The sequence below is a fragment of the Martelella sp. K41-7 genome, assembly GCF_055808365.1.
The window spans coordinates 2,234,966-2,256,419 of sequence record NZ_CM147867.1 but is presented as its reverse complement, the minus strand read 5'-3'; the positions used below and the strand labels follow the sequence as shown (position 1 = coordinate 2,256,419).

Sequence of the window (21,454 nt, the reverse complement as noted above, 5' to 3'; positions counted from 1 at the left end):
ACAGTCAGGCGGAAACGCCTGACGGCAGCGAAATTGCGACTAAACAAATAGATGGAGCGGTTTGGGCGTTTCCGTGCAACGCGGAGCCGCTCTCGATCAACAACACTCCGTGTTTTCGCAGTTTTGTCCGGGTTCGCTCAGGCTATGCCGCTGCCCTGCCGTTTCGGCATGCGATCCGGATGGACCCCGGCCTGGCTCAGCGTACGCTCCAGAAGCTGTTCATAGATCGGGTGGCCGCCGATCCACTGGGCGATCAGATTGGCCGTGAGGCAGGTGGCGATCAGCGGAAGTGTCATCGTGTAGGCGCCCGTAAGTTCCAGTGTCAGCGCCACGCCGACGATCGGGGCGCGGACCGAGGCCGAGAACAGGCCACCCATCGCCGCAATGCCGAAGGCAAGTGGAACCGTGGTTCCTGCCGGAAGCAGACCTTCCAGCGTGGTGCCGAAGGCGAGCCCGATGCAGATGGCAAGCGCCAGCATCGGCGCGAAAATGCCGCCCGGCGTTCCGGCGGAATAACTGGCGACCATGCTGATATAGCGCAGCACCGCAAGCGCCAGCAACGCACTCAGCGCCATATGATCGCGGGCCATCATGACGATAACATTCTCGCCACCGGTAACTGCGCGCGGAAACAGGATGAACAGCGCACCGACGGCAAGACCAATCAGCGCTGGCATCACAAATGGCAGGCGCCTGTTCATGCGCATCACAAAGCTGCTCGCACACATGATCGCTGCATTGAGACTGACGCCGACGACGCCCAGTACGCATCCGAGCACCACAAAGGCGGGCAACAGCCAAAGCGCAGGAGCGGGCACGGACATCGAGAAATCGGGTGCCGTGCCGCCGATCACCTCCGTCATCACGGTCGCGAAGAAGGCGGCGGCAATCACGCCCATATAGGTCCGAAACGTATAGGGAAACTGGTTGTGGGTTTCCTCGACGATGAACAGGACGGCGGCAAGCGGCGCGTTGAAGGCGCAAGCCAGGCCGGCAGCGGCACCTGCGCCCAGAAGGCCGCGCCGTTCGACATCGGAGACCTTGAAGAAATCAGTAATCGCAGCCGAGATCGACGCGCCGATATGGATCGTCGGTCCCTCACGCCCGAGCACCAGCCCTGAAGAAAGCGCGGCAATGCCCGTCAGAAACTTGACCGGCAGCACCTTGCGCCAGTGCACGGTGCGCAGATTGCTCATCGCGCCCTCGATTTCCTGAACACCGCTGCCGCCGGCTTCCGGTGCGTAGCGACGCACAAAATAGACCGAGGCGACTGTGATGCACATGGTGATGACGGCGGCGGCGGCGACCAGCCACGCGCCTTCAAGATGACGCGACAGGACCTCCGGCCAGGTGAGCAGTCTGTCGATGATCAGGTGGAAGAAAGATCCGACGGTGCCGGTCAGAATTCCAGCCGCAGCAGCCATGACAATGAACTGCGCCTCGGCACGGCGGTTGCCGGGTTGATCGGGAAGTTGCGACGTGTCATCCATGAAAACTGTGCCGGATTGCCAGGGGGTCAAAAATCAACAGGAAAGCGGGTGCGCCTGGCTATTCAGGGTTGCAGGTGCGTCTTGTCCCCCTTCACACACCTTCAGTATGCAGACAAGCGAAATGAAGTCCAGCCTCGCTGGGGGCCGGAGATACGTCTTTTCCGGAACGTCATCAAACGTTTAAATCTCCTTGTATATTAGGGAAAACCAAGAGGACCTTTGCAGTGACAGATGAAACAGCCGGTGACTTCGCTCTGAGCGCAAACCTGACGCCCCTTTCGCGGATCACCGACAAGTCTCCGCTGACGCTGAAGCCGGATACAAGCTGCGGTGAGGCTGTAAAGCTGTTTTCCAGAAATGGCGGTAAACACCAGACAATGGCCTGTATCCGCGATGCGGAAGGTCACTTTGCCGGCGTTGTCTGCCTGCATGACTGCTTGCGCCATCAGGTGAAGGACCCTGTCAGCCGGTTTGCCCGGACAGATGGTCCAGTGGCGGGTTCGGACAGGTCTGCGGAATCCGTTGCGCATGAGATGGTAGAAGGCGATATCGAGTTCATGCCGGTTATCGACCGCAAGAAACGGCTGGTCGGTGCGGTGGAAGGCGCGCGCGCCAGCCGTTTTGTTGTCGATACCCTGCAGGAGGATGCCCAGGTTTTCGTCGGTCTGTCGGGGCCAATGAACGATGATTATTTCCAGCATTCGGTATGGTCGGATTTCCGCCGGCGTTTTCCGTGGGTGCTGGGTCTGGCGATTGCAGGCCTTGCCGCAGGCTATGTTGTCCACATTTATGAAAGCGCGCTTGATGCGCTCGTCATTCTCGCCCTCTACATGCCTATGGTCGCAGATACCGGCGGCAATGTCGGCACCCAGTCTGCAAGCCTTGTCACCCGTCTCCTCACGACTGGCAGCATCCGCTGGAAAGAGGCCGTTGCTGTCATGTGGCGGGAGGTGAGGGTCTCTTTGCTGATGGCCGCAATGCTGTTCGCCTTCGCCTTCCTGAAGGTTTTTCTGATCTCAAATGTAGCTGACGTGCCAGAGGGGATGACACTGGAAGGCATTGGTCTTGCGATTGCCGTGGCGCTGGCAGCCCAAGTGGTTTCGGCAACGCTGATCGGGGCATTGCTGCCACTCGGTGCCATTGCGGTGCGGCAGGATCCTGCCGTTGTCTCCGGCCCCGCGTTGACCACGATCGTCGACCTGACGGGACTTCTGCTTTATTTCACGATCACCACCATGATGCTGGGTATCGTCGTCGTCCATTAGCGCGAACGGGGCACTGCTGAGGCACTTCTCCCGGCCCCGTAACGCTTGCTTTCCGGGTTTTTGGGTCAGTTGCTGCTGTTTCCCGCATGGCGGGCCTCGCGCATGCTCAGCGCCGCCGCCAAAGCAAAGCAAAACGCGCCGAACCAGAGATTGGCGTTGGACACATCCATGATGAGGTTGGAGGAGCCATGGCGCGGCACATAGGCAAGCGTTGATGCTATCATGAAGGCGATGCAGCCGATCAGGTTGATCGCGGCGATCCACCAGCCAAGCTCGCGTCGCGGACGGGAGAAATGGGCGTGGCCGACCTCGATATAGGCGAGATAGGCAGAGACCAGAAACAGCACCGAACCAATCATTCCGGGCAGCCAGATCACCAGATCCTGGGCGACCCAGCCCTTGGGCGTGTTGATGGCGTCGAACGTGTTGAAATTAAAGGCCACCGTGCCGATGAATTGGGTCGAGGCGCTGAGCCAACCGGGGCTTTCAGGGCTCCACCCGAAAAGTTTTGGCCGTATTCCGGTACCCACCATCGTCTGGTCGGCATTGGCGGCCTGGAAGAGCTGAAGATAGGCTGCGGTCGTGAAGGGAATGGACCCGGCAAAAAAGTGACATTCGTCGTCCAGTCCGGAAGGCTGGCGACGATCTTCGGAAACAGCGCCATCGCGCTTCCAGCCATGAACAGCGAAGCGCCGATCACAAACACAAGCCCCATGATCCAGTTGTAGAACGCGGTCTGCCAAACGGGAGCTTGCACGCCTTCCAGCGCGCGCCTCTGCCGGAAGAGCCCCTTGCGGTGGTCGCGGGCCCGCCAGAGGAGTGCCCGGCCATTCTGCGTTTCGTGACGCAGGGTCACAAACGGCCACGGCCCCGCCTGAAGATGCTCCTTCTCCTGGGTGACCTTTGACATCGTGAAATCTTCTGTTTGCGGAATGATATTCGGGTGGCGATTGCCGGCGACTTTGGCGGCTCGCGCGCGAAAGGTCAACCGGAGCGGGACGATCCGGTTTCCGAAATAGACGCTCTTTGATGTTGATCGTAAACGTCATTCGGGCAAAACTCGCGCATGCCGCGCTTGCGGGGACGCACGGCGAAACGGACGCCGATAACAAGAGGGATGATTTAAGAATGGATCGTGCACACGACCCGAGCCAGCTTGAAATGGTTGTGCTGATGACGCCGGATATGGCGAATTTTTCCGGCAAGGTACACGGCGGGGCACTGCTGAGCCTGCTCGACCGTGTTGCCTATTCTTGCGCCGCGCGTTTTTCTCAGGATTATGCCGTCACGCTGTCGGTTGATCAGGTGACGTTCCGCGAACCGATCAGGGTTGGTGAATTGGTCACCCTCAGATCGTCGGTCAATTATACGGGCCGGACATCCATGGAAATTGGTATCCGTGTCGAGGCGGAGGATGTGCGCACAGGCAACCGCCGCCACACCAATTCCTGCTATTTCACCATGGTCGCGGTTGACGAGCATGGCAAGCCGACGCCCGTGCCGGCGCTTGAGATCAACACGCCAGACAAGGAGCGCCGCTTCAAGGAAGCGCAAATGCGCCACCAACTGCGCAAGGAATACGAAGTCCGGTTCAAGGAACTGAAGGCGGAACAGGGGTGAGACCGCGAAGGCGAGGACGGATGGCTGCGCGCGCCTTTCCAACCGGCCGGCTAGCTGCCTCACATTTTCTTCATTTTAAAAAAGATTATTGAAATCAATGAATTGAGATGTTGAACAGATCGTTCAACGTTTGCGAAATTGTAGATGGCGATAAAAGCTCTACCTGTGTTGGCGAACGTGACCATTCCGGTCTTCGTCTTAACCGCATCAGCGAGAGGTTCCCTATGATTCGTTTTGCTACCACGGCTGTCGTTCTGTCCTTGATGTCCGCTCCGGTCATTGCCGCCCCGGTCTCCTATGAATTCGACAAGTCGCACAGCAACCTGTCATTCAGCTACAATCACTTGGGGTATTCGATCACCGATGGCCGTTTCGGCGACTGGGACGCCACGCTGACGATCGACACTGATGCGCCAGAGAATCTCGTCCGTTGAGATCACGATCGATGCTGACAGCCTCGATACATTCTGGGGTCCACGCGACGAGCATTTCAAGAGCGGCGATTTCTTCGATGTTGCCAACTATCCGGAAATCACCTTCACCAGCACTTCGGTGGAGAAGATCTCCGATACCGAGCTTGAGGTAACCGGCGACCTGACCATCAAGAACATCACCAACCCGGCCGTTTTGAATGTCGAAGTGCTGGCCCTCGGTGAACATCCGATGGCCGAAAAGCAGGCTGCGGGCTTCGTTATGGAAACCACCGTGCTGCGTTCCGAGTATGAAATGGACATGTACACGCCCTATATCAGCGATGAGGTCTCCGTCGTCTTCTCCGGCGAAGCGCTGATCGCCGAATAAGCTTCAGCCCGGATTGAGCCTAATGAAGCGGAGCCGGACAACCGGTTCTGCCTTCGGGTTGTGGAGATTGTGATGATCAAGAACACCAGATCTGCCTATGGCGCAGTCGCCATTCTGTTTCACTGGGTCATGGCGCTGCTTATTCTCAGCATGCTTGGCCTGGGCCTCTACATGGTGCGGCTGCCGCAATCGGACCCGGCTGCCTTCACCCTGTTTCAGCTCCACAAGTCGATCGGCTTCGTTGTGCTGGCATTTGCCGTTCTGCGTCTGGCATGGCGCGCGGTCAATCCGTCGCCAAGGCTTCCCGCGGATATGCCGCTTTGGGAAAAGGGTGTCGCCCATCTCGGTCATACGGGGCTTTATGCCTTGATGTTCCTGCTGCCGCTGTCGGGCTGGCTGGTGGTCTCGGCGTCGCCCTGGGGTATCCCAACGATTGTCTTCAATCTCTTCGAAATGCCGCATCTGCCTGTGCCCGGCGACAAGGCCCAGACGGAAGCGCTGGCCGCAGTGTTTCACGAATACGCCGCTTATTTCCTGATCCTGCTGATTGTCGGCCATGTCGGCGCGGCCTTCAAACACCATTTTATTGCCCGTGACGAGACGCTGAAGCGCATGGTTTCCGTACGTCTTTCGCACACGGCCTGATCGAAAAACCGGAGAACGACATGAACATCAAAACCCTTGCGGCCGTTTTCGCGCTTGCCGTGCCCTTCGCTTCGCCTGCCATGGCCGAAACCTGGACCGTGGACCGTGACAACAGTACGCTTGGCTTCGAAGTGCTTCAGGGCGGAAAGACGCTGACTGGTGAATTCGAAAGCTGGACGGCTTCGATTGATTTCGATCCGGAAAAACCGGATGATGCACTCATCACCGCCGAGATCGATACCGCCAGTGCCGCAACAGGCAAAGCCCAGTATGATGGCATGCTGCCTTCTGCCGATTGGTTTGCGGTCGACGAGTTCGCATCTGCGGAATTCACGACAGACAATGTCATGCTTTTGGATGATGGACGGTATAAGGCTGACGGTCTTCTGACCATCAAAGCGATTACCCTGCCGATCGAACTGGAATTCACACTGGATATCGACGGCGACAGCGCCCATGCCATCGGCACGGCCACGCTTCAGCGCAAGGACTACGACCTCGGTCCGGCCGTCAACGCCGATACTGTTGGCGAGACGGTGACGGTGACGCTTGACTTGACGGCGACGCGCTGATCCTTCGCTGCGACGCCCACACAAAAAGGCCACTGCATGATTGCCATGCAGTGGCCTTTTGATTCATAGCATTTCTTGCAGGTGGCTATTCGTCGCTCATCTTCAGCGCGGCGATGAAGGCTTCCTGCGGAATTTCAACCTTGCCGAACTGGCGCATGCGCTTTTTGCCGGCCTTCTGCTTGTCCAGCAGCTTGCGCTTGCGGGTGGCATCGCCTCCGTAACACTTTGCCGTCACGTCCTTGCGCAGCGCCGAGATGGTTTCGCGGGCAATCACGGTGCCGCCGATGGCCGCCTGGATCGGGATCTTGAACATGTGCTTCGGTATCAGCTCTTTCAGCTTCTCGCACATGTCGCGTCCGCGCTTCTCGGCTGCGACCCTGTGCACCAGCATGGAAAGCGCATCGACCGGCTCGCCATTGACGAGGATCGACATCTTCACAAGGTTGCCCGCGCGGTAGGTATCAAGGTGATAGTCGAACGAGGCATAGCCTTTCGAGATCGACTTCAGCCGGTCGTAGAAATCGAACACCACTTCGTTGAGCGGCAGGTCGTAGGTCAACATCGCACGGTTGCCGACATAGGTCAGATCGGTTTGGATGCCGCGGCGGTCCTGGCAGAGTTTCAGGATCGAACCGAGGTGATCGTCCGGCGTCAGGATCGAGGCCTTGATCCACGGTTCGCGGATCTCGGCAATCTTGACCACTTCCGGCATATCAGCCGGGTTGTGCAGCTCGATTTCCGAGCCGTCGGTCATGGTCATTTCATAGACCACCGAAGGCGCGGTGGCGATCAGGTCGAGATCGAATTCGCGCTCCAGCCGCTCCTGAACGATTTCCAGATGCAGAAGGCCGAGGAAACCGCAGCGGAAACCGAAGCCGAGCGCTGCCGAGCTTTCCATTTCATAGGAGAACGAGGCATCGTTGAGCCTCAGCTTGCCGACCGCGGCGCGCAGATCCTCGAAATCATTGGCATCAACCGGGAACAGCCCGCAGAACACCACCGGCTGGGCCGGCTTGAAGCCCGGCAGCATGTTTTCAGTCGGGCGTTTGTCTTCGGTGATGGTATCGCCCACGCGGGTATCGGCCACTTCCTTGATAGAGGCGGTGATGACCCCGATCTCGCCCGGGCCAAGCTCGTCGACAACCAGCATTTTCGGTGTCAGAACGCCGACACGGTCGACCGGGTATTTCGCATCGGTGCCCATCATGCGGATCGTCTGGCCCTTCTTCAGCACGCCGTCGATGACGCGTACCAGAACCATGACGCCGAGATAGGTGTCGTACCAGCTATCGACCAGCAGCGCCTTCAGCGGTGCATCCGCGCCCTTTTCGGTCTTCGGCGGCGGCAGGCGGTTGACGATCGCTTCCAGCACATCGGGAACACCGAGGCCGGTTTTCGCCGAAATCAGTACGGCTTCGGAGGCATCGATACCGATGACATCCTCGATCTGCTCCTTGATCCGGTCGGGTTCGGCGGCAGGCAGGTCAACCTTGTTCAACACAGTGACCAGTTCATGGTCATTGTCGATGGCCTGATAAACATTGGCGAGCGTCTGCGCTTCCACGCCCTGAGACGCGTCAACCACGAGCAGCGAACCTTCGCAGGCCGACAGTGAACGCGAGACCTCATAGGCGAAGTCGACATGGCCGGGCGTGTCGATCAGGTTCAGCACATAGGTTTCGCCGTTGTTTGCCTTGTAGTGCAGGCGCACGGTCTGGGCCTTGATGGTGATGCCGCGCTCGCGCTCGATATCCATGTTATCGAGGACCTGGGCGGACATCTCACGCTCCGCCAGCCCGCCACAGGTCTGTATCAGGCGGTCGGCCAGCGTTGATTTCCCGTGGTCGATATGGGCCACGATGGAAAAGTTGCGGATATGGTCCAGCGGAATGCGATCATCATTTGTGCTCATGGTCGCGCATATAGCAGCGCAGGCGGCGTCTTCAAAGCGAAATTGCGAGCGGAGCGGCGGTCAGTAGGAGCGGTTGGGACAGCCGAATCGGCGCTGTTCATCGATATTGGCTTTGCGCTCCCTGTTTTTCTGGATGATCTCATAGGTGACGGCGACGATCTCGGCAGGCAGATCGGAAAGTCGCGCTTCAAGTTGTTTACGCTTCCGCAGAAGGTCTTCAACCTGAGAAAGTACGGACGCTGCATTTGCTGTCTGTGCCATGGCGATCGCTTGTCTCAAACGATTACCTGTGAACATACCGATGAGATCGGAACCAGAAAGTCCATAGTCGGCCCCGATGCGGGTCAGGTCCTGTTCAAGCTGATGGATGGTGCGCTCTACCCTTTGTTGCTCGGCAAGCATTGCTTCTTTCTTGTCGCTGAGCCGACCGATTTCGTCATTGATTGCCATTTCGATCCTTCTTAGAGCCGGATTCAAAAGTTCATGATGGGAAACAATATCGTGCGAGGCGTCTGGTCATCACCCTGATGCTGGCGATGTTGACCCATGCTGTGGCGCTTGCGATGGACTTTTCCCAATCTTTGGCCAACCGACGGCATCGTCCGAACCAGCCGAAGGTGCGCTCCACCACCCATCGGCGGGGCAGAACCTCAAAGCCTTTCGCTATGTCGGAGCGCTTGATGATTTCAAGGTTCCATTGGCCGCATCCGCGCAGCGCTTTTCGCAACTTCTGCCCGGCATAGCCGCCATCTGCGAAGACATGGCGCAACCAGGGGAAACGGTAGCGGATGGCTTTCAGGACATCGGGCGCACCGTCGCGGTCCTGGATATCGGCAGCATGGACAAGCACGAACAGCATCAGCCCGATCGTATCGGTGATGATGTGGCGCTTGCGGCCCTTGATCTTCTTGCCGGCGTCGTAGCCCGAAACCCCGCCGCTTTCGGTGGTCTTGACACTCTGGCTGTCGATGACACCGGCTGTGGGCGAGGCCTCGCGCCCCTCCAGTTCGCGCGTAGCGCAGACGAGCAGATGATTGATGGTCTGCCAAAGGCCGATGTCGCGCCAGCCATAGAAATAGCCTCGCACCGTGGAGACCGGAGGGAAGTCCTTCGGCAGAGCCCGCCATTGACTGCCGCTGCCCGCAATATAAAGGATCGCGTTCACCACTTCCCTCATATTCGTTTTCCGTGGCCGCCCGCCGGGCTTGGCCAGCGGTATCAGTGGAGCAATTACAGCCCACTCACGGTCCGTCAAATCGGTTGGATAGCGAAGGCGATCCCGGTTATGCTGCAGGCGGGTGATATCATTCCAGGGCATGCGATCCTCCACGTTCTTGGCAGAGGTGGTTGAATCACATCCTTCTGATATCACTCAACAACTTTTAAATCGGGCTCTTAGAGCCGGATTCAAAAGTTCATGATGGGAAACAATATCGTGCGAGGCGTCTGGTCATCACCCTGATGCTGGCGATGTTGACCCATGCTGTGGCGCTTGCGATGGACTTTTCCCAATCTTTGGCCAACCGACGGCATCGTCCGAACCAGCCGAAGGTGCGCTCCACCACCCATCGGCGGGGCAGAACCTCAAAGCCTTTCGCTATGTCGGAGCGCTTGATGATTTCAAGGTTCCATTGGCCGCATCCGCGCAGCGCTTTTCGCAACTTCTGCCCGGCATAGCCGCCATCTGCGAAGACATGGCGCAACCAGGGGAAACGGTAGCGGATGGCTTTCAGGACATCGGGCGCACCGTCGCGGTCCTGGATATCGGCAGCATGGACAAGCACGAACAGCATCAGCCCGATCGTATCGGTGATGATGTGGCGCTTGCGGCCCTTGATCTTCTTGCCGGCGTCGTAGCCCGAAACCCCGCCGCTTTCGGTGGTCTTGACACTCTGGCTGTCGATGACACCGGCTGTGGGCGAGGCCTCGCGCCCCTCCAGTTCGCGCGTAGCGCAGACGAGCAGATGATTGATGGTCTGCCAAAGGCCGATGTCGCGCCAGCCATAGAAATAGCCTCGCACCGTGGAGACCGGAGGGAAGTCCTTCGGCAGAGCCCGCCATTGACTGCCGCTGCCCGCAATATAAAGGATCGCGTTCACCACTTCCCTCATATTCGTTTTCCGTGGCCGCCCGCCGGGCTTGGCCAGCGGTATCAGTGGAGCAATTACAGCCCACTCACGGTCCGTCAAATCGGTTGGATAGCGAAGGCGATCCCGGTTATGCTGCAGGCGGGTGATATCATTCCAGGGCATGCGATCCTCCACGTTCTTGGCAGAGGTGGTTGAATCACATCCTTCTGATATCACTCAACAACTTTTAAATCGGGCTCTTAGGCTGCGACATGCATTGTCATTTTGGCCTGCAAGCATTGCTTCGTCCTTTTTGCTTGTGGATTTCTTTTCCAGACTAAATGGTCGGACGCCGTCGGGGATTTGTGGGGATGAAAAAAGTCATGAGGCGAATTGGCACGATCGCAATATCGGCATGCTGCTTGCTAAGGAGCGGAGCCTATGCCGCCGACACCGACATCTGGTTTCAGCGCCATCCGCAGCCGCCCGTTTGGGAGCTTACGCCGGAAGAATTCGGCTTTCTCAATCCTCCGGGCACCCACCTCGATTATACAACGCCAGGGTGCGGTGATTATCTCGAGAAGGCTTTCACCGTCTATCTCGGTCGTTACCCCGCCTATGCCGGGGATAACGCCGACAGAGACGCGCTCTTCCAGCGCTGGCAAAACTATGCCGAAATCAGTGAGGTCTCGAGGCTTCCCTTCTGTCTCACGGCGCCCTATGCCTACCAGCTCAAGACACTTGCCGATGCACCGGAAAGCGCGATCACGATTTCCTATTGCGGGCGATATTCAGGTGAAGACAGCACGGCTGACGACAGTCGGGCACGTGCGTTGATCGATGAAGTGGAACGCATTGCGCGCCGGGGTTCTGTCTCGGCCTTCTCAAGCTATCTTGAGCTCGACGGCGATACCGAGGTGGTGCGCCTCAATCCCGATATCCTCTACTTTCTGAAACAGTCACTGATGAACGCTTCTCCAATCTTGAGGCCGGACTATTTATTCGACAACGAAAGGGTTTGGGCCGACGATGCCTGGAACAGGCCCGATCTTGAGCAGCAGCTCTCGCCCAAACGCAAGGCGTTCGTGGATGATGCGGCGGCACGAAACGATCTAGGATCGGTGCTGGCAACCACCGGACCGTGCGGGGATACGGCGTGGCGAGAAGCTGACTAAACCTGCAGCAACCATCGCAGCCGGGCGGTTCCTGAAAAGATCACTTGACTCTCTTATGGTGGAAATCCATGATCACATCATGGATATTATCGCTTCAACCTTCGACCACACCATTGCGCTCAACCTCAAGAGGCTGCGGGCAGAAAAGGGGCTGACGCTCGACCGGCTTGCTGAATATTCCGAGGTCAGCCGGGCGATGATCTCGCGCATCGAGCGGGCGGAGGCCTCGCCTTCCGCGCTTGTGCTTGCCAAGCTTTGCGCGGCGCTCGGCACCTCGCTGTCGGCCTTCTTCGCCGATGCCGGCAAGCCGGTTGATCCGCTTTCACGGCGCGTTGACCAGCCGGTGTGGCGCGATCCGGAAACGGGCTACACGCGCCGTTCCATTTCGCCCTCGGGCACAGGTTCGAGCGTTGATATCGTGCTCATCCGCTTTCCGGCCGGTGGCCGCATCGCCTATCCGCCCAAACACGGCGCGCAGGAGCTGCGCCAGCATGTCTGGGTGCTGGACGGCGTCCTCAATGTCGAATTCGGCGAAGAAAGTCACCAGCTTTCGAAGGGCGATTGCCTGTTCATGCCGGTGGCCGAACCGCACGTCTTTTCAAACCCAGGCACGACTGATGTCACCTATTCGGTGATCATCGAGCGCATGCCATAAGCAGGAGTTGTCATGCAGATCAGGCTTTTGAGCGGGTTGGAGGCCGAGGCCATGATTCCCTCGCTTTCGGTGCTTCTGGCCGACAGTATCGAGGATAATGCCTCGATGGGCTTCATGGCGCCTTATGATGCGGGAGCGGTCGAGGCCTATTGGCGGCAGGTGGCCGATGGCGTTGCTGCGGGGGTTGTCATCCTCGCGGTTGCCGAAGAGGGCGGAGAGATCATCGGCACGGTACAGGCTGGCCTCGCACAAAAGCCCAACCAGCCCCATCGCGGCGACGTCATGAAGTTGATCGTGTTGCGCCGGGCACGGGGTAGGGGGATCGCCCGCCGGCTGATGGACGCGCTGGAAGCGGAATGCCGCGTGCGCGGCCGTCTTCTTCTGGTGCTCGACACCGCCACTGGCAGCGCCGCCGAGGCGATCTATCCGCGCTTTGGCTGGAACCGTGTGGGTGTGGTGCCGGATTATGCGCTCTACCCGGAAGGCGGCTATTGCGACACGACCTTCTTCTACAAGCGCCTGGGTGATCTACCCTGATAGCATGGGCTGTTTCGCGTTCGCGCTGGCCATGCCGAGGGGCAAGCAGCATACGGTAAGATTGTCCCTTTGAAATTGGCGTCTGTTGTGGATTCTGGCTGCGAATGAGGCTACCCAAAGGAGGAATTGTGAAAACGAAGGGGGCCTGCAATGCGCATCATCTATTCAGAAGATCACAAGCTGCGTGATGCCAAGACCGAGCTGCATGGCGGTGAGTTGGTCAAACCCTTCGAAGGCCCTTTCCGGGTGGAGTGGATCCGTGCGGCGCTGAAGCAAAAGGGATTTTCAGACGAGGTAGCGCCGAGCCGCTATGACCTTTCCGTGCCGCTGAAACTGCATAATGCTGGCTATCTGGCTTTTCTGGAAACGGTTTGGGAGCGCTGGCTTTCGGCGGGCTTCACCACCGAGGCAATTCCGATTTCGCTACCAGTGCGTCGCTCCTACCACGCCCGCCCGCCGCACAATATCGACGGCCTTATCGGTTACTACGCCAATTCCGTGGAAACCTCGATCACCCAGGGCACCTATGAGGCGGCGATTGCGGCCAAGGATTGCGCGATGACCGGAGCCGACTATCTGGGCGCGGGCAACCGTTTCGCCTTCGCGCTCTGCCGTCCGCCGGGCCACCATGCCGGGATCGATCTTTTCGGCGGCTACTGCTTCCTGAACAACGCCGCCATCGCCGCCCAGCGTCTTCTCGACAACGGTGCGGAAAAGGTCGCCATCCTCGATGTCGATTTCCACCATGGCAACGGCACCCAGGATGTCACCTATGAGCGCGACGACATTTTCTTTGCCTCGCTGCATGGCGAACCGGATGATGCGTTTCCCTATTTCTGGGGCCACAAGGAGGAGACTGGCAAGGGGAAGGGCGAGGGCTTCAATGTCAATTTTCCGATGCTCCGCAACACCGCCTGGCCGGCTTATAGAGAAGCGCTGGAGGCGGCGCTGGATCGGATTATGGCCTATGGCGCGGATGCGCTGGTGCTCTCCCTCGGCGTCGATACCTTCGAGAAAGATCCGATTTCCTTCTTCCGGCTCAAGACCGCAAATTTCCTGGAAATGGGTGCGCTAGTGGCAGCGCGCGGCCTGCCGGTGATGACCGTGATGGAGGGTGGCTACGGTGTGCACGAAATCGGCGATAATGTTGCCAATGTTCTGATCGGACTGGAGGCCAGCGGGACCTGATTGCACGCGGCACGCCGACATATTTTCGGTGGTTTTGTCGTTAATGCTGCATTCAGGTTGAGAGTGTTAAACGCACTACCCCGGATTGCGGACGGTTCGTTTGTGCGGTCCGCCAACGCTTCTGATGTTCCCTTCTGGAGGCAGCTCATGTTCAAGGCGGCAAGAAAGGCATTGGTCACATTTGTGACGGCAGGCATGCTGGCATCGGCGGCGATCATGCCGGCGCAGGCACATCCCGTGGGCGGTTTTCATGGCGGCGGCATGGGACATTTCCACGGCGGTATGCCGCATCCTGCAGGGCCGGCATTTCGCGGTGGCCCACGAATGGCCCCCGGGCCCGCGCTTCACGGCGGGCTGCACCGGTCGCCGCCCTATCATCATCCTGTCGGCGGCCCGCATGGGGACGATCCTCACTGGCATGGCGGGCCCTACGGTCACGGCGGTCCCTATGGGCACGGTCCCTACGGGCACGGTGGCCCGTATCACGGGCATCCGCCTCCTCCGCCCTACAGGCCGTATCCCGTGCCCTATCCGGTACCTGTTTATGGTGGTCCCTATGGAGCTTACGGACCCGGCTGGTATGGCGGACCGAACTGGAACAACTGGGGGTCTGCGGTCGCATTCGGTGCAGGTGCCCTGATCGGTGGCGGTGTTACCGCTGCGGCAACCAGCAATTATTCGGCGCCGGTCGAGGCGGGGATAAACCCAAAGCACTACCAATGGTGCGAGGACCACTACAAATCCTATCGTGAGTCCGATAACACCTTTCAGCCCTATCACGGCCCGCGCAAGCAATGCACTTCGCCATACTATTGACGGGCCGGAGAACTGAAATGCTCTGACAGTACGTGTCGCCGTTTCGCTGGCGGCGCGTGCATCCGTTTTTATTTCTGAAACGTTAATCCTGGGTTCAGGCAGGTTTTATTAGCTTGTCCTTGTAATCGACAATTTCGGCGCCCGATTTTCGGCACTGAAGCAGTAAACAGGAGAAACAGATGACCAGAATGGTAAGTAAAACGGCAGCGGCCGTAATTGCCTCTGCCTTCATGGCGGTGAGCGTTCTGCCTGCTGAAGCAATGCCGGTGATGAACCCGGCCCAATCGATCAGCAATAATATCGAGACGGTCGAATATCGTGGCGGCGGTGACCGTTATCATGGCAATCGCGGAAATCGAGGCCGCGGCTATGACCGCGGTTACGACCGGCGCCACTATAATGGTGGTGGCTGGGGGTATCGTCCGCCTCCGCCCCGCGGCGGCTACTATGGCAACAACAATGATGCCTGGGTGCCGCTCGCTATTCTGGGTGCCGGTGCACTCATCATTGGCGGGGCGGTTGCGGCCAACCAGCGAAACCAGCCGCAGCGGACCTACGGGATCAACCCGCAGCACTATAATTGGTGCGAGGCGCGCTATCGCTCCTACCGTCCGGCGGATAACACGTTCCAGCCCTATAACGGCCCGCGCAAACAGTGCCTCTCGCCCTATTACTGATGCTGAACTTCGCGCTTGATCAGAAAACCCCGGTGGTCAAGGCCCCGGGGTTTTTCGTTGCCTCAGTCCCGGCTGAGAAAGGCGACAGTTTCCACATGGGCGCTCCAGAAGAACTGGTCGACCGGTGTAACCGTGTCGACGCGATAGCCGCCCGCCTTCAGGATTGCCAAATCGCGGCCAAGCGTTTGTGGATTGCACGACACGGCGACAATGCGCGGCACGGCTGAGCGTGCGAGCTCTTCGGCCTGGTCCTTCGCCCCGGCGCGAGGCGGGTCGAAGACGACCCCGTCATAGGGTGCGAGTTCACGCGGCAGGAGCGGCCGGCGGGCGAGATCGCGCCGCTCCGTCGTCACCTGTCTCAAGCCCTGCCGGTTTCGAACCGCTTGATCGAGTGCGGCAAGCGCCGGCCCATCGAATTCCACGGCATGAACGCGTGATTTCATCGCCAGGCGAAGCGAGAATGTGCCGAAACCGCTGAAGAGGTCGGCGACACGCTTCCGGCCTTTCATGTGTTTCAGGACCAGTCCCGTCATCGCCTCTTCGGCAAGCCTGGTCGCTTGGGCGAAGCTGGCAGGCGGGGGCAGAACCCTGGTGCCAGCGAGATCCAGCTCCGGTTTGGTCGGCTCCACCAAGATTTCATCGCCGATGGTTAGCCGGGCGATCCCCTTGACGGTCATGACTGCGCGGGTAGCGGCCTGGCGGCGTTCTTCCGACGGCGTCTTCAGGCCGGAGAAACTGATGTCGAGCCCGGTTTCCGTTTCCATCACCGCGATACGGAACGGCTCGCTGGTGGACACCAGAATGCCGGCAAGAAGCTTCAGCGCGGGCAGGCGTGCAAACAGCGCCGGCGTTAGCACCGGACACTCCTCGATGGCGACGATGTGATGACTTTCGGGGCTCGAAAAACCGAGCAGGATCCCGTTTTCAGTACGGCGGCCGGCAAAACTTGCCCGGCGGCGTTCGCCGGGTCCCGATGGCACCATTGGCGCGACAGGACAGTCGATCCCGTGGGCAGCAAGCGCGTCGATCACCACTTGCCGCTTGAAGGTGTCATAGCTGCTGCGTTCCAGATGCTGCAGCGAACAGCCGCCACAGGTGCCATTTTCGCCATCCGGTCCGAAATGGCGACAGGTTGGTTCGATCCTTTCGGCGGATGCATCGAGCAGCGACAGCATCATCGCCTTCGACTTTTCGCGCGCGACGGTGACTTTTTCGCCCGGCAGGGCAAACGGGATATAGACCGGGCCATCAGCACCAGCGGCAACGCCGTCGCCCTGGCTCCCAAGCCGTTCGATCACAAATGTTTCAGCGGCCATGGTGGTCCTGTTTTCCGGTTGCGCCGGGTTTTCTTCCGGCAAGCAGATATTCGCGGTTTCCGTCACTGCCTTCAATGGGCGACGGGGTGATGCCAAGGCTCTCCCAGCCCTGTTCTCCCACAAGCCAACTCTCAAGCGCTGCGGCAATTTCTGGCCCCGTGGCCGGGTCCTTCAAAAGTCCCTTCTTGCCGATATTTTCTTTGCCGGATTCAAACTGCGGTTTCACCAGAAGTACACAGAAAGCACCGGGTTTCGCCAGTGACAGCGCCGGCGGCAGGGCAAGTTTGAGCGAAATGAAGGACACGTCGGAGACCACGAAATCGACGGGCTTCTCGCCGATATCCTGGCGCGAAAGACGCCGCGCGTTTAGTCCTTCGATATTGGTCACGCGCGGATCGTCAGCAATGCGGGCTGCCATCTGGCCATGGCCGACATCGATTGCGGTTACATGGCGTGCGCCGCGTTCCAGGAGCACCTGGCTAAAGCCGCCTGTCGATGCGCCGATATCCAGTGCGCTGGCGCTCTCCGGCGAGAGGGAGAAATGATCGAGCGCGGCGATCAGTTTGAGTGCTGCGCGGGAAACATAGGCACTGGCAGGGTCGCTCACCGAGATCCGGCTGGTCGCTTGTACGGGTTCGCCCGGTTTCTTCGCTGTTCGCCCGTTCACGCAGACGGCGCCGCGCAAAATGGCGTCGCGCGCCCTTGAACGGGTCTTGAAATGATTGAGGCTGACCAGAAGCTGGTCAAGGCGCTGGGCGGTATCGGTCATCGCCGCTCCATGAACGCATTTTCCCGAAAGTGCAAGCAGGCAGGGCAGGTTTGCCGCGCCTGTCTCTAGCCCGTTGCGCCGGTCGAAATGCCGGACCGTCCGAGTGCACGGAAAACCGTATCGACAATACCGTCGCGGTCGAGCCCCGCCTTTTCGTACATCACCTCGGGCTTGGCCTGCTCCATCCAGACATCGGGCAGCACCATCTGTCGCACCCTCAGGCCCTGATCGAGCAGACCTTCATTAGCGAGAAACTGGATGACGTGGGCGCCGAAACCGCCGGCCGCACCTTCTTCAATCGTGACAAGCACTTCATGATGGGCGGCAAGCTGGCGGATGAGGTCATGGTCGAGTGGTTTGGCAAAACGGGCATCGGCCAATGTTGTCGAAAGGCCTGCCGCATTCAGCACGGTTGCCGCCTCGCGACATTCGCCAAGGCGTGTGCCGAAGGACAGCAACGCCACCTTTGATCCCTCGGAGATGATCCGGCCCTTGCCGATCTCGAGGATCTCGCCGCGTTCCGGCAGAGCTATCCCGGTACCTTCGCCACGGGGATAGCGGAACGAAATCGGACCTGCGGTGTAATCGGCGGCGGTGCGGACCATATGCATCAGTTCCGCCTCGTCGGCGGCGGCCATCACCACGAAGCCCGGCAGGGTGGCGAGATAGGTCGTGTCGAACGAGCCCGAATGGGTCGGTCCGTCGGCGCCGACAAAACCGGCCCTGTCGATGGGGAAGCGCACCGGCAGTCCCTGGATCGCAACATCATGGACGACCTGATCATAGCCGCGCTGCAGGAAGGTCGAATAGAGCGCGCAGAAAGGTTTCATCCCTTCGCACGCCAGACCAGCCGCGAAGGTGACGGCGTGTTGCTCGGCAATGCCGACATCGAAAAGCCGGCTCGGGTACAATTCCTGGAACTTGTCGAGACCGGTGCCGGAGGGCATGGCGGCGGTAATCGCCACAACATTGCTGTCATTCCGTGCTTCCTCGATCAGCGCTTTCGAAAAAACGGATGTGTAGCTTGGCGCATTGGGCTTGGATTTCGCCTGAGTGCCGGTCACCACATCGAAGCGGCTGACGGCGTGGCACTTGTCGGCGGCTTCTTCTGCCGGCCCGTAGCCCTTGCCCTTCTGCGTGACCACATGGATCAGAACAGGGCCGCGGGCGTTGTCGCGGGCATTGCGCAGCACCGGCAGAAGGTGTTCGAAGGAATGTCCGTCGATCGGGCCGATATGGTAGAAGCCAAGCTCCTCGAACATGGTTCCACCGGTCACGAAACCGCGGGCATGGCCGACGGCGCGCGAGATTGCGCGGTCGATGGATTTTCCGAGATAGGAGGTAATCCGCTTGGAAAAATCACGCACCTCAAGATAGGCGCGGCCGGAAGCCAGCCGCGCGAGATACGCGCTCATGGCACCGGTCGGCGGCGCAATCGACATGTCGTTGTCGTTGAGGATCACGATCTGGCGTGCGCCGAGCGCGCCTGCATTGTTGAGCGCCTCGAAGGCCATGCCGGCGGACATCGCGCCATCGCCGATAACGGAGATGACATTGCGCGGCTCATCCTGAAGCTTGGAGGCTACTGCCATGCCGAGCCCGGCGGAAATCGAGGTGGAGGAGTGGCCTGCACCGAAGGGGTCGTATTCGCTTTCGGCACGGCGGGTGAAACCGGAAAGGCCATTTTCCTGACGCAGTGTCCGCATTCTTTCGCGGCGTCCGGTCAGGATCTTGTGGGGATAGCACTGATGACCGACGTCGAAGATAACGCGGTCATGCGGGGTGTTGAAAACCTTGTGGATCGCGATCGTGAGCTCTACAACGCCGAGGCCCGCACCAAGATGGCCACCGGTGCGCGAAACCGCGTCGATCATCTCCGCGCGCACTTCTCCGGCAAGCTGTGGAAGGTCACGATCTTCCACATTGCGCAGGTCCGCGGGCAGGTTGATCCCGTCGAGAATGGAGGTTTTGGACGGTAGCGTCACTTCAACTTGCCTCATGCGCGAGCCGATCACGCGTTTTCGTTTCTAAATCGTTTCTATCGAATTTCAGCGTCCGGGCAAAGGAACAAATTCCGCTTCATCTCCGGGAACCAGGCCGAATCGGCCCTGACGCCAGTCTTCCTTCGCCTGTTCAATACGTTCTTTTGAAGACGACACGAAGTTCCACCAGATATGGCGCGGTTTTTCCAGCGCCGCTCCTCCAAAAAGCATGAGGTGGCATCCGTGTTCCCCCGTGCCGTTAATCGTGATCGTATCAAGGGGGGCGAGAACCAGCAATTGCTCGGGTCCGAAGACATCGCCGGCGATTTCGACTTCGCCGTCCAGAATGTAGATCGCGCGTTCCTCATGCTCGGCAGGAAATGAGAAACGGGCGCCGGGCCTGAGCGCCAGATCGACGAACAACGTGTCGGTGTGCGTGTGGACATCGGCCGTGAGGCCGGAAAAATTGCCCAGGACGACGCGCCCGCTGACGCCGTTTTCCGAAATCGTCGGCAGAGCGTTCTTTTCCGTGTGACCAAAGGCCGGGTCGATTTCCTCGTCATGCTCGGGAAGCGCGAGCCAGGTCTGCACGCCCGAAAGTGCATGGGGCCGCAGTCTGAGGTCATCGGGCGTGCGCTCGGAATGGACAATGCCGCGCCCTGCCGTCATCAGGTTGACGTCGCCCGGGCGAATGATGGTGTGGTTGCCCAGCGTGTCGCGGTGGCCAATCTCGCCCGATGTCAGATAGGTCACGGTCGACAGCCCGATATGCGGATGCGGCTTGACGTCCAGCGCCTCGCCATTGCCGCCGAAACGAGCAGGGCCCATGCGGTCGAAGAAGATGAACGGCCCAACCAGCCGGCGCTTGATCGTCGGCAGCGCCCGGCGCACCTCGAACCCGCCGATGTCGCTGGTACGCGGAATAATGAGCTGCGACACTGCATTGCAGGATTGTGCATCACCGAATTCAGGATCTTGTCCCGGAAAGAACGACATTGCTGCACACTCCCTGCGCTTCGGGCGCTCATTGTCAGGCCTGATCGAGCGGCTCGGTTCCAGCCGGCTTGCCCTCACGGTCGAGCCGGATTTTTTCGACACGCGCCTCGGCTGCGTTCAACAGCTTTTCGCAATGCTTCTTGAGCTCCTCGCCACGTGCATAAATGGCAATCGACTCATCCAGAGCCACGTCGCCGCGCTCAAGCCGTGCGACGATCCGCTCGAGCTCATCGACGGCGCGCTCGAAGGTCAGCTCGGAAACGGCAGTCGGCTTTGCCTGATCGGTCATGGTTCTGCCCCTTGAATTTTCCATCATCGCCCGCACTTATCGTGCCATGGCGGTTCAGGCAAGGTAGTGCCAACTGGCGCGATTGCAAGCAACCTTGAAGTCTGGGCTTTGAAGCGCGGATTGCAAGGCGCTAACCATTCGAGCACCGCATCATGGCATTTGATGTGGAAAGGCTCTATAGAACGCAGAGGTATCCCCGATTGCGGGAGACCCTGAGACACGTGTTGCGTAGCGGGCCGTTCGCCGAGGAAAAGGCAGTGCGGCCGGGAAGGTGTGACCGATGGACGACAGGCATCCGGAGCAAACTGAACTCCGCGTTCCCTACCGGGATATCGATATGCATGGGCGGATGCACACTGCCGCCTATATCGAGCACGCGGAAGAGGCGCTTGCGCGTTTCTGGCGTTACCGGCCGGAGGTGAAGAATGAGCCGTCCTATGTCGTGCGCAAGGTCGGCTGCACCTATTACCGAGGCCTGCGAAATGACGAACTGGCACGGCTGATCGTGCGGGCGGCAAAAATCGGGGGCAAATCAATCGGCTTCAACGTCGCCGTTCAGGCCGGAAACGAGATTGCCGCAGATGTCGAACTTCTGTGGACTGCCGTCAACAAGGACAGTGGCGAGCCCGCCCCGCTGCCCGAGGCTACGCGGGACTGGCTCTATTCTTTCCTGGACTAGG

The 21,454-nt window shown here is 59.4% G+C and carries 24 protein-coding genes; 13 read left to right on the top strand and 11 right to left on the bottom strand.

Annotation, left to right across the window (positions count from 1 at the left end):
- Nucleotides 1-137: 137 nt before the first annotated feature.
- A complete protein-coding gene (clcA, locus tag AC0L7L_RS10705; RefSeq protein WP_272211896.1) occupies nt 138-1,490 on the bottom strand; it encodes a H(+)/Cl(-) exchange transporter ClcA in 1,353 nt (450 codons plus the stop codon).
- Between the two features lie 224 nt (nt 1,491-1,714).
- On the opposite strand from clcA, the gene AC0L7L_RS10700 reads away from it, so the two are divergent.
- Entirely contained in the window at nt 1,715-2,755 is a 1,041-nt protein-coding gene (locus AC0L7L_RS10700; protein WP_272211895.1) for a magnesium transporter, read from the top strand.
- A gap of 65 nt (nt 2,756-2,820) precedes the next feature.
- On the opposite strand, the gene AC0L7L_RS10695 is transcribed toward AC0L7L_RS10700, so the two are convergent.
- Nucleotides 2,821-3,498, bottom strand: a complete 678-nt coding sequence (locus tag AC0L7L_RS10695) for a hypothetical protein (protein WP_473508944.1) — start codon at nt 3,496-3,498, stop codon at nt 2,821-2,823.
- A gap of 385 nt (nt 3,499-3,883) precedes the next feature.
- Here AC0L7L_RS10695 and AC0L7L_RS10690 point away from each other — a divergent pair, with 385 nt between their 5' ends.
- The 5 genes from AC0L7L_RS10690 (at nt 3,884) to AC0L7L_RS10670 (ending at nt 6,393) form a co-directional block, all read left to right on the top strand.
- Nucleotides 3,884-4,375: an acyl-CoA thioesterase gene (locus tag AC0L7L_RS10690; protein ID WP_272211893.1), complete on the top strand. Its 492-nt coding sequence runs from the start codon at nt 3,884-3,886 to the stop codon at nt 4,373-4,375.
- 224 nt (nt 4,376-4,599) lie between these two features.
- Nucleotides 4,600-4,809 (top strand): YceI family protein, encoded by a 210-nt coding sequence (locus AC0L7L_RS10685; RefSeq protein ID WP_473508942.1) that lies wholly within the window; start codon nt 4,600-4,602, stop codon nt 4,807-4,809.
- On the top strand, nt 4,784-5,176 hold the full coding sequence (locus tag AC0L7L_RS10680; RefSeq protein ID WP_473508940.1) for a YceI family protein: 393 nt from the start codon (nt 4,784-4,786) through the stop codon (nt 5,174-5,176). Before AC0L7L_RS10685 ends, AC0L7L_RS10680 begins: the two co-directional genes overlap by 26 nt.
- A gap of 72 nt (nt 5,177-5,248) precedes the next feature.
- Entirely contained in the window at nt 5,249-5,821 is a 573-nt protein-coding gene (locus AC0L7L_RS10675; RefSeq protein WP_272211891.1) for a cytochrome b, read from the top strand.
- 20 nt (nt 5,822-5,841) lie between these two features.
- Complete coding sequence (locus AC0L7L_RS10670; RefSeq protein WP_272211890.1) at nt 5,842-6,393, top strand: YceI family protein; 552 nt, start codon at nt 5,842-5,844, stop codon at nt 6,391-6,393.
- Between the two features lie 85 nt (nt 6,394-6,478).
- Here the strand turns inward: AC0L7L_RS10670 and lepA are convergent, their stop codons facing one another.
- The 4 genes from lepA to AC0L7L_RS10650 form a co-directional block, all read right to left on the bottom strand.
- The gene (gene lepA, locus AC0L7L_RS10665) at nt 6,479-8,305 is read right to left on the bottom strand and encodes a translation elongation factor 4 (protein WP_473508938.1); all 1,827 of its coding nucleotides are present in this window, start codon (nt 8,303-8,305) and stop codon (nt 6,479-6,481) included.
- A gap of 60 nt (nt 8,306-8,365) precedes the next feature.
- Nucleotides 8,366-8,755: a hypothetical protein gene (locus AC0L7L_RS10660; protein WP_473508936.1), complete on the bottom strand. Its 390-nt coding sequence runs from the start codon at nt 8,753-8,755 to the stop codon at nt 8,366-8,368.
- 31 nt (nt 8,756-8,786) lie between these two features.
- A complete protein-coding gene (locus AC0L7L_RS10655; RefSeq protein WP_272210312.1) occupies nt 8,787-9,623 on the bottom strand; it encodes an IS5 family transposase in 837 nt (278 codons plus the stop codon).
- A gap of 97 nt (nt 9,624-9,720) precedes the next feature.
- The gene (locus AC0L7L_RS10650) at nt 9,721-10,557 is read right to left on the bottom strand and encodes an IS5 family transposase (RefSeq protein ID WP_272210312.1); all 837 of its coding nucleotides are present in this window, start codon (nt 10,555-10,557) and stop codon (nt 9,721-9,723) included.
- 239 nt (nt 10,558-10,796) lie between these two features.
- Between AC0L7L_RS10650 and AC0L7L_RS10645 the strand changes: the two genes are divergently transcribed.
- From AC0L7L_RS10645 to AC0L7L_RS10620, 6 genes are all read left to right on the top strand, one after another.
- Nucleotides 10,797-11,549, top strand: a complete 753-nt coding sequence (locus AC0L7L_RS10645) for a hypothetical protein (protein ID WP_473508934.1) — start codon at nt 10,797-10,799, stop codon at nt 11,547-11,549.
- Nucleotides 11,550-11,637: 88 nt separating this feature from the next.
- On the top strand, nt 11,638-12,204 hold the full coding sequence (locus AC0L7L_RS10640; protein ID WP_473513885.1) for a helix-turn-helix domain-containing protein: 567 nt from the start codon (nt 11,638-11,640) through the stop codon (nt 12,202-12,204).
- Between the two features lie 12 nt (nt 12,205-12,216).
- Nucleotides 12,217-12,741 (top strand): GNAT family N-acetyltransferase, encoded by a 525-nt coding sequence (locus AC0L7L_RS10635; protein ID WP_473508932.1) that lies wholly within the window; start codon nt 12,217-12,219, stop codon nt 12,739-12,741.
- Between the two features lie 150 nt (nt 12,742-12,891).
- Nucleotides 12,892-13,929 carry a histone deacetylase family protein gene (locus AC0L7L_RS10630; RefSeq protein WP_473508930.1) on the top strand — a complete coding sequence of 346 codons (1,038 nt, stop codon included), beginning with the start codon at nt 12,892-12,894 and terminating at the stop codon, nt 13,927-13,929.
- A gap of 147 nt (nt 13,930-14,076) precedes the next feature.
- Entirely contained in the window at nt 14,077-14,745 is a 669-nt protein-coding gene (locus tag AC0L7L_RS10625) for a BA14K family protein (protein ID WP_473508928.1), read from the top strand.
- A 179-nt stretch (nt 14,746-14,924) separates the two neighbouring features.
- Nucleotides 14,925-15,422: a BA14K family protein gene (locus AC0L7L_RS10620; RefSeq protein WP_272211882.1), complete on the top strand. Its 498-nt coding sequence runs from the start codon at nt 14,925-14,927 to the stop codon at nt 15,420-15,422.
- Between the two features lie 62 nt (nt 15,423-15,484).
- On the opposite strand, the gene AC0L7L_RS10615 is transcribed toward AC0L7L_RS10620, so the two are convergent.
- From AC0L7L_RS10615 to AC0L7L_RS10595, 5 genes are all read right to left on the bottom strand, one after another.
- On the bottom strand, nt 15,485-16,738 hold the full coding sequence (locus AC0L7L_RS10615) for a class I SAM-dependent RNA methyltransferase (RefSeq protein ID WP_473508926.1): 1,254 nt from the start codon (nt 16,736-16,738) through the stop codon (nt 15,485-15,487).
- On the bottom strand, nt 16,728-17,507 hold the full coding sequence (locus AC0L7L_RS10610) for a TlyA family RNA methyltransferase (RefSeq protein WP_473508924.1): 780 nt from the start codon (nt 17,505-17,507) through the stop codon (nt 16,728-16,730). The genes AC0L7L_RS10615 and AC0L7L_RS10610 overlap by 11 nt, the downstream gene beginning before the upstream one ends.
- Nucleotides 17,508-17,572: 65 nt before the next feature.
- A complete protein-coding gene (dxs, locus tag AC0L7L_RS10605; RefSeq protein ID WP_272211877.1) occupies nt 17,573-19,507 on the bottom strand; it encodes a 1-deoxy-D-xylulose-5-phosphate synthase in 1,935 nt (644 codons plus the stop codon).
- Between the two features lie 48 nt (nt 19,508-19,555).
- Entirely contained in the window at nt 19,556-20,485 is a 930-nt protein-coding gene (locus AC0L7L_RS10600) for a pirin family protein (protein ID WP_473508922.1), read from the bottom strand.
- Between the two features lie 34 nt (nt 20,486-20,519).
- Nucleotides 20,520-20,774 carry an exodeoxyribonuclease VII small subunit gene (locus AC0L7L_RS10595; protein ID WP_473508920.1) on the bottom strand — a complete coding sequence of 85 codons (255 nt, stop codon included), beginning with the start codon at nt 20,772-20,774 and terminating at the stop codon, nt 20,520-20,522.
- 280 nt (nt 20,775-21,054) lie between these two features.
- On the opposite strand from AC0L7L_RS10595, the gene AC0L7L_RS10590 reads away from it, so the two are divergent.
- Nucleotides 21,055-21,453 carry an acyl-CoA thioesterase gene (locus AC0L7L_RS10590; RefSeq protein WP_272211875.1) on the top strand — a complete coding sequence of 133 codons (399 nt, stop codon included), beginning with the start codon at nt 21,055-21,057 and terminating at the stop codon, nt 21,451-21,453.
- The last annotated feature ends 1 nt before the right edge of the window (nt 21,454 follow it).